Annotated in this window: 13 protein-coding genes; 11 read left to right on the forward strand and 2 right to left on the reverse strand. The window is 39.4% G+C overall.

Annotation, left to right across the window (positions count from 1 at the left end):
* The first annotated feature begins 96 nt into the window (after positions 1-96).
* The 7 genes from LKD41_RS08855 (at position 97) to LKD41_RS08885 (ending at position 9765) form a co-directional block, all read left to right on the forward strand.
* Positions 97-1458 (forward strand): ATP-binding protein, encoded by a 1362-nt coding sequence (locus LKD41_RS08855; protein WP_227700963.1) that lies wholly within the window; start codon positions 97-99, stop codon positions 1456-1458.
* Between the two features lie 89 nt (positions 1459-1547).
* A complete protein-coding gene (locus LKD41_RS08860) occupies positions 1548-4742 on the forward strand; it encodes a type IA DNA topoisomerase (RefSeq protein ID WP_227700964.1) in 3195 nt (1064 codons plus the stop codon).
* On the forward strand, positions 4720-5391 hold the full coding sequence (locus tag LKD41_RS08865; protein WP_227700965.1) for a UDP-N-acetylglucosamine pyrophosphorylase: 672 nt from the start codon (positions 4720-4722) through the stop codon (positions 5389-5391). Before LKD41_RS08860 ends, LKD41_RS08865 begins: the two co-directional genes overlap by 23 nt.
* Before the next feature lie 229 nt (positions 5392-5620).
* Positions 5621-6334, forward strand: coding sequence for an ABC transporter ATP-binding protein (locus LKD41_RS08870; protein ID WP_227700966.1), 714 nt, complete (start codon positions 5621-5623; stop codon positions 6332-6334).
* A complete protein-coding gene (locus tag LKD41_RS08875) occupies positions 6327-7904 on the forward strand; it encodes a putative ABC exporter domain-containing protein (protein ID WP_227700967.1) in 1578 nt (525 codons plus the stop codon). Before LKD41_RS08870 ends, LKD41_RS08875 begins: the two co-directional genes overlap by 8 nt.
* A 138-nt stretch (positions 7905-8042) precedes the next feature.
* Positions 8043-8735, forward strand: a complete 693-nt coding sequence (locus tag LKD41_RS08880) for an iron-sulfur cluster assembly scaffold protein (RefSeq protein WP_022243201.1) — start codon at positions 8043-8045, stop codon at positions 8733-8735.
* A 19-nt stretch (positions 8736-8754) separates the two neighbouring features.
* Entirely contained in the window at positions 8755-9765 is a 1011-nt protein-coding gene (locus LKD41_RS08885; protein ID WP_117841112.1) for a GGGtGRT protein, read from the forward strand.
* A gap of 150 nt (positions 9766-9915) precedes the next feature.
* Here LKD41_RS08885 and LKD41_RS15980 read toward each other — a convergent pair whose 3' ends face one another.
* On the reverse strand, positions 9916-10158 hold the full coding sequence (locus LKD41_RS15980) for a tyrosine-type recombinase/integrase (RefSeq protein ID WP_227700975.1): 243 nt from the start codon (positions 10156-10158) through the stop codon (positions 9916-9918).
* Positions 10159-10167: 9 nt separating this feature from the next.
* Between LKD41_RS15980 and LKD41_RS16050 the strand changes: the two genes are divergently transcribed.
* The 4 genes from LKD41_RS16050 to LKD41_RS08910 all read left to right on the forward strand — a co-directional run bounded on the left by LKD41_RS16050 (position 10168) and on the right by LKD41_RS08910 (position 12253).
* Positions 10168-10470: a DUF6353 family protein gene (locus tag LKD41_RS16050; RefSeq protein ID WP_227700968.1), complete on the forward strand. Its 303-nt coding sequence runs from the start codon at positions 10168-10170 to the stop codon at positions 10468-10470.
* A gap of 114 nt (positions 10471-10584) precedes the next feature.
* Positions 10585-10902: a type II toxin-antitoxin system RelB/DinJ family antitoxin gene (locus LKD41_RS08900; protein ID WP_227700969.1), complete on the forward strand. Its 318-nt coding sequence runs from the start codon at positions 10585-10587 to the stop codon at positions 10900-10902.
* The gene (locus LKD41_RS08905) at positions 10902-11237 is read left to right on the forward strand and encodes a type II toxin-antitoxin system PemK/MazF family toxin (RefSeq protein WP_227700970.1); all 336 of its coding nucleotides are present in this window, start codon (positions 10902-10904) and stop codon (positions 11235-11237) included. Before LKD41_RS08900 ends, LKD41_RS08905 begins: the two co-directional genes overlap by 1 nt.
* 389 nt (positions 11238-11626) lie before the next feature.
* Positions 11627-12253, forward strand: coding sequence for a hypothetical protein (locus tag LKD41_RS08910; protein WP_227700971.1), 627 nt, complete (start codon positions 11627-11629; stop codon positions 12251-12253).
* Between the two features lie 115 nt (positions 12254-12368).
* Here the strand turns inward: LKD41_RS08910 and LKD41_RS16055 are convergent, their stop codons facing one another.
* Positions 12369-12689, reverse strand: coding sequence for a helix-turn-helix domain-containing protein (locus tag LKD41_RS16055; protein ID WP_442969790.1), 321 nt, complete (start codon positions 12687-12689; stop codon positions 12369-12371).
* Positions 12690-12799 lie beyond the last annotated feature (110 nt).

The following is a 12799-nucleotide window of genomic DNA, read 5'->3' on the forward strand; positions in this document are numbered from 1 at the left end:
TTTTTTATCGTTTTGGCGTTGATAGAAAAATTAAAATGTGATATTATTTCTGTTAGAGTGACTTCTTAAAATTAGAAATTCTGGAGGATATTACTAATGATGATTCAGACATCCGAATTAAAGAAATTAGAAGAGGTATATGGACAGTCCGGCAATCAGATTGTTCTTTTATATGGAAGAGATAACTGCCAGAAAGAGCAGTTAATAAAAGAATTCTGTAAGGAGAAAAAGTTTTTTTACTATCGCGCCAGACAGGCATCCGAAAGGGAACAGGTTTTACAGATGGGGCAGGAAGTGGAAGCAAAATACGGGATTCGTCTGACACGCTATAGTTATGATGAATTCTTTAACCGCATCAAGAGTGGAGACCCGACCAAGCTTGTGGTTGTCATTGATGAATTCCAGTATATTGCCAGAAAAGATGTCGGCTTTATGAACAGCATTCTGAAACTGAAAGCAAAGAAATTATATCCGGGTCCTGTTATGATTATTCTGACCAGCTCTTCACTGGTATGGGTAGAGGAAGACTGCAGAGAAAAATATGGTGAATACTTAAAGAAGGTAGACGCAGCCATCCGCATGGAGGATGCGACATTTCTTGATGTGGTTCGACATTTCCCAGAATATGGAACCAGTCAGGCAGTGCAGGTCTATGGAATTATTGGAGGTGTGCCGGGTTATCTTGCGCGCTGGAACTCCAAAAAGAGTATTAAGGAAAATGTCTGTCGGCATATTTTGTCTCCGGATGGCTTCCTGTTCCATGAGGCAGAAAATTATATCAGCATTGAATTAAGAGAACTTTCTGTATATAATACAATACTTGCAGCATTGGCTTCTGGAAATAATAAGCTGAATGACCTCTTTTTAAAGACAGGCTTCTCCAGAGCAAAAATCAGTGTCTACATGAAGAACCTGATGGCATTTGATGTGGTAGAAAAGGTGGTTTCCTTTGATACCGGTGGCTGGGAGAATACGAAAAAGGGTGTTTACCGCATTGCCAATACTTATGTGAATTTCTGGTTCCGTTTTGTCTATCCACATTTATCGGACTTATATATGATGGCACCGGAAGAATTTTATGATACTTATATTGAAAAAGATTTAGATGACTATATGAACCGTTATTTTGTCAAGGTCTGCCGGGAATATCTGACTTTATTAAATCGTATTGGTAAACTTCCGATTGACATTCACCGGATTGGAACCTGGGTTGGAAAGAAGGGCAATATCGATATTGTCGCCCAGAACAGTGTCCGTGAGAGCATTGTCGGAATCTGTAACTGGTCAGAGCCTTATATGACCCGCACGGCAGGTGAAGCATTGCTTGATAATCTGAAGCAGGCAAAAATTTCTGCAAAATATCTTTATATGTTTTCCGCACAGGAATTTGCAGAGGATTTAAAGCAGATGGCAGAAGAAGATAAAAGATTTGTCCTGATCGATATGAAGGAATTATAAAGTGCCGGAAAAGTCAAAAAATGATAAAAAGTCAAAATGATAAAAAGACATAATAATAGAAAAGGCACAGAAATTGGAGGAAATAACGGTTGGGTAAGTCGTTAATTATCACGGAGAAACCAAGTGTTGCCCGGGAATTTGCACGAATTCTTGGCGTATCCGGCAGAAATGACGGATATATCGAAGACAGTCACTATGCCATTACCTGGTGTGTTGGTCATCTGGTGGAAATGGTATATCCGGAAGAATATGATATAAAATATAAGAAGTGGAAGTTAGAAGACCTTCCATTTCTTCCGAAAGATTATAAATATAATGTCATACCATCTGTAAGCAAACAGTATGACATCGTACATAAGCTTTTACATCGGGAAGATATCGATACCGTTTACTGGGCAGGCGATGCCGGAAAAGAAGGACAGACCATTGAAGAGAATATCCGGCGGTTCGGTGGAGTCCGTGAAGGTATGAAAGAGCTGCGGGTATGGATAGATTCGCAGACGGAGGAAGAAATTAAAAGAGGAATTGCTGAAGCAAGACCAATGTCGGATTATGATAATCTTGCTAATTCCGGGATTATGCGTACCATTGAAGACTATGCCATGGGAATTAATTTTTCCCGTGTCATGTCTGTAAAATATGGAAATCTTTTAAATGATGCTGCAGGAACCAAGTCCTATACTGCAATTGCAGTTGGCCGTGTCATGACCTGTGTACTTGGCATGGTTGTAATCCGGGAGCGGGAAATCCGTAATTTTGTAGAGACACCATTTTACCGGGTGGTGGGAAATTTCTTTGATGCAGAGATAGAAGGTGAATGGAAAGCGGTAGAAGGTTCTTCTTATTATGCATCTCCGTTGCTTTATAAAGAGAATGGATTCAAAGAAAAAGTACATGCAGAAAAATTAATTAAAGATTTAACTAATAAAACAGCAATTGTAAAAACAGTAGATAAAGGAATTTCAAAGAAACGTGCACCGCTTTTATTTAACCTGGCGGAGCTTCAGGCAGAGTGCTCGAAAAGGTTTAAAATCAGCCCGGACGAGACGCTGCAGGTAGCACAGAACTTATATGAAAGAAAGCTGACTACTTATCCGAGAACGGATGCCAGAGTGTTATCTTCTGCCGTAGCAAAAGAAATCAGTAAGAATATCAGAGGACTCCGTTCCTTTGAGCCGGTTGCTCCTTTTGTGCAAAATATTGTGGAGCATGGTTTATATAAAAATATCGGAAAGAGCAGTTATACCGATGACAGTAAGATTACAGACCATTATGCTATTATTCCAACCGGACAGGTCAATGAATATAAGTCGCTGACGGAATTGCAGAAGCGGGTCTACGAACTGATCGTGCGGCGTTTCTTAAGTATTTTCTATCCGCCGGCACAGTATCAGACGGTAAAGCTGACCATTGGAATTGAAAAGGAATCTTTCTTTGCCGGAGCAAAAGTATTAAAGGTTCTCGGATATCTTGAAATTGCCGGAAGACCGGATACCAAAGAAAAACGGGAAAAGGAAGATGGTGACGGAGAAGAAAACAATCCGAAGAACAGCGCAGCATTACTAAAACTTGCAGATAGTCTCAAAGAAGGAGATGCCGCAGAAGTAAAAGAATTTCTGGTAAAAGAGGGAAAGACTTCTCCGCCAAAGCGTTATACTTCAGGCTCCATGGTGCTTGCCATGGAAAATGCGGGACAGTTAATCGAGGAAGAGGAATTAAGAGAACAGATTAAAGGCTCCGGAATTGGAACCTCTGCTACAAGGGCAGAAATCATCAAGAAGCTGGTGCGTATCGGCTATCTTGCTTTGAATAAGAAAACACAGGTGCTGACGCCGGAAGCCTTAGGCGAGATGGTTTATGAAGTGGTGAATATGACTGTTCCGGCACTTTTGAATCCCAAGATGACCGCTTCCTGGGAAAAGGGCTTGGATGGCATTACCCAGGGAACCGTTCCTATGGAAGATTACCGGGAGAAGTTAGAAGAATTTATCCGGAAAGAAACAGTTTCCATGATAAATGAGAATCTCACCAGCCAGATTGCCGGGCAGATCCGGCCATTGGCTGGCAGCAATGCCAAAGATATGAAGGCAAAGGTTAAAATCGGAGCAACCTGTCCGGTCTGTGGCGGTGAGATTGAGACTACACCTTTTGGTTATGGCTGCTCAAATTATAATAAAGATGGCAGTGGCTGCCGTTTTGCTATTGGTGCCATCGCCGGAAGAGAGCTTAACGATGAAGAAGTAAGGCAGTTATTAAGCGAAGACCGAACCGGAGTCTTAAAGGGATTTACTTCGAAGAATAAGATGAAGTTTTCTGCCTGCCTTGTGATGACAAAGGATGAAGAAGGAAAACCTAATATAACCTTTGATTTTTCACAGAATGAGCCGGAGACCATAGAGGGCGTAAGCTGTCCGTTGTGTGGCGGAGCAATAGAAATAAAGCCATTTGGTTATGGCTGTGCCAATTATAAAGCGGAAGATGAGGCTGGCTGCCGGTTTGCCATTGGCAAAATAGCCGGGAAAGATTTAAACACCGCCCAGGTGAAGGAGCTTCTGACCAATGGAAGAACCGGAACGATTCGTGGATTTACTTCAAAGAATAAGAAGAAATTTGATGCCTGCCTGATGCTTGGCGAAGATGAGAATGGAAAGAAAGTCCTGAAATTTGATTTTGAGCATGTGGAAGCAAAGAAGGTAAAAGATGTAAAATGTCCACTGTGTCAGGGTGATATTGTGCAGACTCCATTTGGCTATGGCTGTGCCAATTATGACAGAAACAAAGAGGACAGCTGCCGTTTCTCAATCGGTAAAATAGCTGGAGTAAAATTAAAGGAAACTCAGGTGAAAGCACTTTTACTAACTGGAAAGACAGAAATTATAACAGGATTTAAGTCTAAGAATGGCAAGAAATTTGATGCACCATTGAAGCTTACCGAGGATGGACGCATTGAATTTGACTTTCCGGAGCGTCCGAAACCGGAAGAGACAAAAGTAAAATGTCCAAAGTGCGGGGCATTGTTAAAGAAAAGCCAGTGGTACTATGAATGTGACTGCGGATTCCGGGTGAACCGCTATGTAGCAAAGGTGGAACTGGCTGAAGAAGTATTAGAAGAGCTTTTTACAAAAGGATATACCGCTAAAAAAATAACCGGATTTACTTCGAAAGCAGGAAATGTATTTGATACCTGTCTGAAGTTTGAAGAGGATGAAATCCGTTTTGATTTTGACCGGAAACCGGAAGAAGAAAGAGAGGAAGAGAAAGATGGAACAGTGCAAAATCAGTAATATGTATACATTAGAGGAGACAATCGCAAAGGATTATCTTGCACAATTTACTTATCCGTGGGAGGCACTTGCCGGAATCGGAGATTATATCAAAGAACTGGGAAAAACATTGAATCCGGATGTTTATGAACAGAAGGGTGAGGATATCTGGGTGGCAAAATCCGCTACAGTGGCACCGACAGCATGTTTAAATGGTCCTTTAATTATTGATGAAAATGCTGAAATACGACACTGTGCATTCATTCGTGGCAATGCAATTGTCGGAAAAGGAACGGTGGTAGGCAATTCTACCGAGTTAAAGAATGTTATTCTTTTTAATTCCGTGCAGGTACCACACTATAATTATGTGGGAGATTCTATTTTAGGATACAAGTCACACATGGGAGCAGGTTCCATCACATCCAATGTAAAATCCGATAAGACACTGGTGGTAGTAAAATCTGCTGATGAGAAGATGGAAACCGGACGCAAGAAATTCGGTGCCATGTTAGGAGATTTTGTAGAGGTCGGCTGTAATTCCGTATTGAATCCGGGAACGGTCATCGGACCACATACCAATATTTATCCGCTTTCCCCGGTACGTGGAGTAGTTCCGGCGCATTCTATTTATAAGAATAAGAATGAAATTGTAAGTAAAGCAGAAGGCTAAACGGATGGAAATTTACCCGCGGAAGTTACCTGCGGTAGCTGCTTGCAGAAAATGACAATAGAAAATTAAGAAATGAATGGTTGACAAAAACAGCTATATGCATTACTGTATTAATTAAGTAATACATATGGCTGCTTTTTAGTTGGACGAGAACTTTGAAAAGAGTGTTTCTCGCAGTATATACGGGAAGCTTACAAAGAGTGTTTCTCGTGAATTTTGGAGGGTGAAAATGTTAGAAGTACAAGAGCTTACTAAGAAATATGGAAAGAATGTAGCAGTGGACCATGTCAGCTTTATGGTGCAGGATGGTCAGGTCGGTATCCTGCTTGGACCAAATGGTGCCGGAAAATCAACCATTATAAAGAGTATTGCAGGACTCCTTCGTTATGAAGGCGGTGTTGGTATTAATGGAATGAAGGCAAGAAGCCTGGAAGCGAAGAAAATATTTGGCTATGTACCGGAGATTCCGGCAATGTTTGAAGCACTGACGGTGCGGGAGCATATCGAATATGTGAAGCGGGCATATAACAGTGACATTACAGAGGAAGAAATAGATGCACTGCTGACACGTTTTGAGCTTCTGGATAAACAGGAGAAGCTGGGAAATGAATTGTCCAAAGGAATGATGCAGAAGGTCAGTATTTGTTGTGCACTTGCTATTCATCCAAAGGTTGTTATGTTGGATGAGCCAATGGTTGGACTTGACCCGGCAGCCATAAAAGAACTGAAAGAAGTTGTGCTGGAGTTAAAAGAGAAAGGCTGTACCATTCTTATCAGTACACATATGCTTGAAATGGTAAAAGATTTGTGGGATGTGATGTTTGTAATGGAACAAGGGAAAATTATAGCAACATTTAACAAAAAAGAAATTGCGGATAAAGACATAGAAGAACTATTCTTTGAAGTGACAGAACCAAAGACTGGTGGTGAAGAACATGAGTAGTCTTTCCTTTGTTTTTTTCCAGACCATTAAGAATAAAGTGAAGCGGAGCCTGAAACGGCCACGGACTTTTCTTGCACTGGTATTTGTTGTTTTATATGCAGCATTGATATTGTATGGACTTGGTTCCATGTCTGTCGATTTCGGATTAAACAGCCCGGAAGGAATCGCAACTGTTTTATCCATACTGATGGTTATGATTGTTCCGGCAAATCTGATTTCCTATATCAAGAGAAAAGGACTGTTGTTCCGCCCGTCAGAAGTACATTTTGTATTTGCTGCACCGGAAGAACCGAAGAAGGTTATTCTTCATGCCGGAATGAAGCAGTTCTTAACCAATTTTATTGTTGAACTATTTGTACTGGTACTTGGAATTGGTGTATTTGGTGTTACACCATATAAGATGATTTTATATTTCCTTTATGCTGGTGTACTGGAAAATATTTTAGAGGGAGCGTTAATGATTATCTGCTATGGAAATGAAACACTTCCCAAACAGTTCTTTACCGTACTTACCTATATTATGTATGGAGTAATGGCAGCTTTTGCACTGGTGGCAATCTACTTTGTTTCGGTGAAAGGTATGCAGTTATCTGTGTTTGTGGACTTAATCCAGCTTCCAGTGGTACAGCTGATTCCGATTATAGGATGGGAAATTGCATTGATTCAGCTTATTATCATAGGTCCTGCAGGAATCAATGTGGTGGCAACCGTACTTCTTTTAATCAGTACTGTTTTGCTGGTACTTTATGCGAAAAAGATGAAGTGTACCGGAGAATTCTATGAAGATGCTGCAAAATTTGCAGAAGATTATGATGACCGGATGAAACGCTCGAAAAAGGGCGAGGTCGTAGTTGGAAATGGCAAGAAAAAGTATTTGCGGAATGTAAAGATGGCTTATAAGGGAACTTACGCTAAAGCAATTTTCTACCGGCAGGTATTAGAATACCGTAAAAACCGTTTCTTTATCTTTGGCTGGAATTCGGTGCTGTTTCTGGTTATAGGTGTGGCAATTGCGGTTGTTTCTTATTATAATAAAATTTCCAGCCAGCCTTTTAAAATGTTTGTAATTCCGGGCGTCATAGCCTATGTTATCTTTATTTTCAGCGGTTATAAGACGAAGTGGTCGAAGGAACTGGCAAATCCATACACCTATCTGATTCCGGACAGCAATTTTAAGAAAATGTGGTATGCCACCAAAATGGAGCATATCCGTGCGCTGATTGACGGACTTCTGATTACGCTGCCGGGCAGTATCGTAATGGGACTTCCGGTGTCTTACATGATTTTGACCGTCATTTTATATATGTGCCTGAATGCAAATAAGCTTTATATGAATATGCTGGCAGATGTCGTGATAGGGAAAATGTTTGGAGAACTGGGCAGAACAATTCTTCGGATGCTGTTCCAGGGACTGGTATTATGTGTCGGAATCATTGTGGCAGTAGCAGCGGGAGCGTTCATTTCTGTGACTGCAGGATTCATTATGATGATAGTCGTTATATTCCTGCTGACACTGGTTGGAGCAATCGGAGCATCCTTTGCATTTGAGCGGATGGAGGCATTAGATTAACAAATTGAGAAAATTAAGGTGCATTTCCTGTAAAAAAGACTGGACTAATGTAAAAAAATGTGAGAAAATGAGGGCGGTGTGTTAAATGTATAACAAAGTTTAACATGATATATATTTCATATCGAAAGGAGTCTTATAATGATTTACACGAAGGAAGTCGAAAACATGTGTCCTGTTGCCAAGGGCGCAAAACATGAGCCAGCTCCAATTCCAGAAGAAGGAAAATGGGTTCATTCCAAAAAAATTGAAGATATTTCAGGATTTACACACGGTGTAGGCTGGTGTGCACCACAGCAGGGTGCCTGCAAGCTTTCATTAAATGTAAAGAATGGTGTGATTGAAGAAGCACTGGTTGAGACAATCGGATGCTCAGGTATGACACATTCAGCAGCAATGGCAGCAGAGGTTCTTCAGGGAAAAACAATTCTTGAAGCATTAAATACTGACCTTGTTTGTGACGCAATCAATACAGCAATGAGAGAGTTATTCTTACAGATCGTTTACGGACGTACTCAGAGTGCATTCTCTGATGACGGACTTGCAGTAGGTGCTGGTCTGGAAGATTTAGGAAAAGGACTTCGTTCCCAGGTTGGTACTATGTACGCAACAAAGGAGAAAGGTGTTCGTTACTTAGAGATGGCTGAAGGTTATGTAACAGGCATCGCTCTTGACGAGAACAACGAAGTTATCGGATATCAGTTCGTTTCTCTTGGAAAAATGACAGACTTTATCAAAAAAGGTGATGACCCTAACACTGCATGGGAAAAAGCAAAAGGCCAGTATGGTCGTGTAGCTGATGCTGTTAAGATCATTGACCCAAGAGAAGAGTAAGAAAGGAGAGACGAAGATAATGGCATTATTTGAAGGATATGAAAGAAGAATTGACCAGATTAACGCTGTATTAAACAGCTATGGTATCAGCTCTATTGAAGAAGCTGAAAAAATTACAAAAGATGCTGGACTTGATGTATATGATCAGGTAAAGAAAATCCAGCCTATCTGTTTCGAGAACGCTTGCTGGGCTTACACTATAGGTGCAGCAATCGCAATCAAAAAAGGATGCAAAAGAGCTGCTGATGCTGCCGCAGCAATCGGTGAAGGTCTTCAGGCATTCTGTATTCCAGGTTCTGTTGCTGACCACAGAAAAGTAGGTCTTGGACATGGTAACCTTGGAAAAATGTTATTAGAGGAAGAGACAGAGTGCTTCTGTTTCTTAGCTGGACACGAGTCCTTTGCAGCTGCTGAAGGTGCAATCGGAATCGCTGAGAAAGCAAACAAAGTACGTCAGAAACCACTTCGTGTTATCTTAAACGGACTTGGAAAAGATGCTGCACAGATTATTTCACGTATCAACGGATTTACATTTGTTGAGACACAGTATGATTACAAAGCAGCTAAACTTAACGTTGTATATGAAAAAGCATATTCTAACGGACTTCGTGCAACTGTAAAATGTTACGGTGCTGATGATGTTCAGGAAGGTGTTGCAATCATGCATCATGAGAACGTAGGTGTTTCCATTACCGGTAACTCTACCAACCCAACACGTTTCCAGCATCCGGTTGCAGGTACATACAAGAAAGAATGTATCGAGCAGGGTAAGAAATACTTCTCTGTAGCATCCGGCGGTGGTACAGGACGTACTCTTCACCCAGATAACATGGCTGCAGGTCCTGCTTCTTATGGTATGACAGATACTATGGGACGTATGCACTCTGATGCACAGTTTGCAGGTTCTTCTTCCGTACCAGCTCACGTTGAGATGATGGGCTTAATCGGAATGGGTAACAACCCAATGGTTGGTGCCACAGTAGCAGTTGCCGTTTCCGTAGAGGAAGCAGCAAAGGCTGGTAAATTCTAAGAAAGTGCGTAAAATCAACACTTTTAAGAGTATTAAGATGTGGTAAAAAGTAGTTGAAATTGTGTCGTTTGACCACTATTTGACCACCACATTTGACCACCATATGGTAATTTATTAGGGAGCTTTTCTTTTGATTAAGAGAGCTCCCTTTTATTGCATTTTTTCCAGGTCTTTTCTTAGCCATTCTACATCACGAACCGTATAGACCGATTCCGTTATATCCTTAATCGAGTGACCAACCATTTGCTTCAGAGCATTTATATCAACATCCGCCTTCCTACATCTGGTTATAAACGTTTTTCGTGGATCATGTGGTCGATGCTCCTTATTTAATCCGAGCGACTCAATTACCTTGGTGAATCTGTAACTGTATTTATCGTATGTCATAGTCATGGATGAAGAGTGTGTTATTCCGACATCATTCAAGAGATATACGCTTTAGTTGACCAGTCTTATAAAGATTATCAGAGAAAGCTTAAAGAACTGTATGGTAAAGAAGCTCATGAAAAGATTATGGATGCTTTAAATGTTAAAAAAGCGGAAGAACGGTATATATACGGTTCATATATGTTTGGTGAATGCAACACCTATATCGACGAACCAATACCGAAGACATTATTTTATGAGCCATATTCAGACAGATTCTTCGAATCCACAATAGTAGACGTAATGCAGGCTGAATACAGAAATATATGCCAGAACTGAAAATGTTCGATTAAAAATGCCAAGTAATTTTAACTTTCATGTGCAATGTTAATACATTGTATTGACAAAGGCAAAAATGGAGAATATAATAATATTAAGAAAGGAGTGATATATATGGCAAATACAAATGTAACAATGAGAATTGATGAAACGTTAAAGGCTCAATTGCAAGAACTTATGTCTAGTCTTGGACTTGATATGACTACTTTCTTTACTATGGCTGCGAAACAGGCAGTAAGGGAGCAAGCATTACCATTTAAGCCTGATATGAATACTGGAATTTATGGATTACAAGCATATAAGTTAGCAATGCAGAACACAAATTATAATAAAGAAGGCAAAGCTGTCATATCATCTGCTGACGAATGGAATGATGAATCTGAATGGGATGATATGTTTGAACAAATGAAAAAGGAGAAAGGTGTTAAATAGTGAACAAAGGTGAAGTGTGGTTTGTGGAATTTCCTTTAGAGGAAGATGAAAGCAAATCAATAAATAGACCAGTTGTTGTACTTGATGAAAATATTCTTGGTGTATTATCAGTTAAAATCACCAAACACAAAGCAAGGAAAGAAGATCCTTATGATACACCAATTATTTATTGGGAGGAAGCTGGTTTAAGATTGGCTTCTACTGCAAGAGTATCAAAAGTAACACTTCTTACAAAAGACAGTTTTATTTTTAAAATAGGTGATTTGCACCATGAAGATTTGAAGAAAATTGAAGAGATGTATAAGAAATTTTTAAGAGATAATGGTGCTATATAGAGTTATATAGTGCCATTTCTTAAAATTCGACTTTCATCCTGTTTAGAAATGAAGTAGAGGAATTAGTTGGAACAGTTGTTGTAATAAGCCAATGAATGAATGATTTACTTGGAAAATTAGAAGAGACAATATGAAGTATCAGAGGTTTAGCATTGCTAAGTATAAATGAAAATATATTATATATTTATCATGCTAACATTGATAATTCGTATGATGAACGATGGGCAAAAATTTATATTCCAAATATGAAAAATATCCAAGGAAAAGCCGGATTATTTGGTGGAAAGTTTTCTTTCAAGTATGAAGGACAAGAATATAAATTTAAACTACCATCAAAGGCCGGAAAATTTGTGGATTTTTTTGTAAAGTAAAAGTATGAGGATAACAGGATGAAAAACTTACAAAAGTATCTAATGATTTTGGGAACGATAATGTTAAGTATTGGGATTAGTGCGTGCTCTAAACAACCAGACTTCGATGCCAAATCTTACGCCCAAAGTTCTCTTGATGCATACTATCATGGAGAATATAAGGACTATGCGAATCTGTTAGAACTTTCGGAAAAAGATGCAAAGAAAGAAATCGAAGAGGATTTTAATGAGAGCATCCAAAAGCAATTTGATGATTTCGATAACATTACGGATAAAGGAATTGCTGATTATACGGAAAAACTGACAGAAGTAAAGAAACTGGCAAAATACAAAGTACAGGATGTGAAAGAAGAGGATGGAGTTTATACAGTAAGTGTACAAGTTGAACCATCCAATGTATTTCAGACATTGCAACAAAGCTCTACAGAGGTAAGCAATGAAAAAATAAAGCAGGGATTGGATGGAAATGATCCGGAAGTCTTTGCAGCCGTATTAACGGAAAGTGTCCAGAAGAGTCTTGAAAAGAACAGTTATGGAAAAACTGTTACTGTAAAAGTATCCGTGGAAAAAGATAATTCAGGAAAATATGGTCTTTCGGATACAGAGATGAATAAGCTGGAAGCAGCGATGTTCCCAACAGAATAAGAATGAATGGAAAGCTATCAGAGGAAAAACTGGTAGCTTTCTTTTATCTTCAAGACGAGAAAAGTTCTGGCGATAGTAACGTTTAATCATCGATATTCTTATTTTATTTTCTATTTTACCAACTAATCTGGCGATGCATTTTACGATATTGTCCGGGAGTTATACCAGTGTATCTCTTAAAAATAGAAATAAAATAACTTTGAGATGAAAAATTCAAGTAAGTACTGATTTCACCCAGACTATAGTCGGAATGTGCCAGTAAATTCTGTGCCTTTTCAATAAGAACTTTATGGATAAAAACAGTAAGCGTCTGTCCGGTTTCTTTATGGAACAGGGCAGACAGATATTTAGGTGTTAAATTAACTAAAGATGCCAGTTGATTTAAGGTTAAAGTTTTATTTTTACCATGATAGATATAATCAATGATGCGAGAAATAGCTGGTGAATAGTAGTTTTTTGGCGTCTTTTTGAGACCGTTTCAAGTTTTGTGTAAACGTTAAAAACTGATATAAGATTTGTGAATAGTTACAAATGGGCAGAGCCGAT

It is taken from the genome of Roseburia sp. CLA-AA-H209 (genome assembly GCF_020687575.1).
GTDB classification, from domain to species: Bacteria; Bacillota; Clostridia; order Lachnospirales; family Lachnospiraceae; genus Roseburia_C; species Roseburia_C amylophila.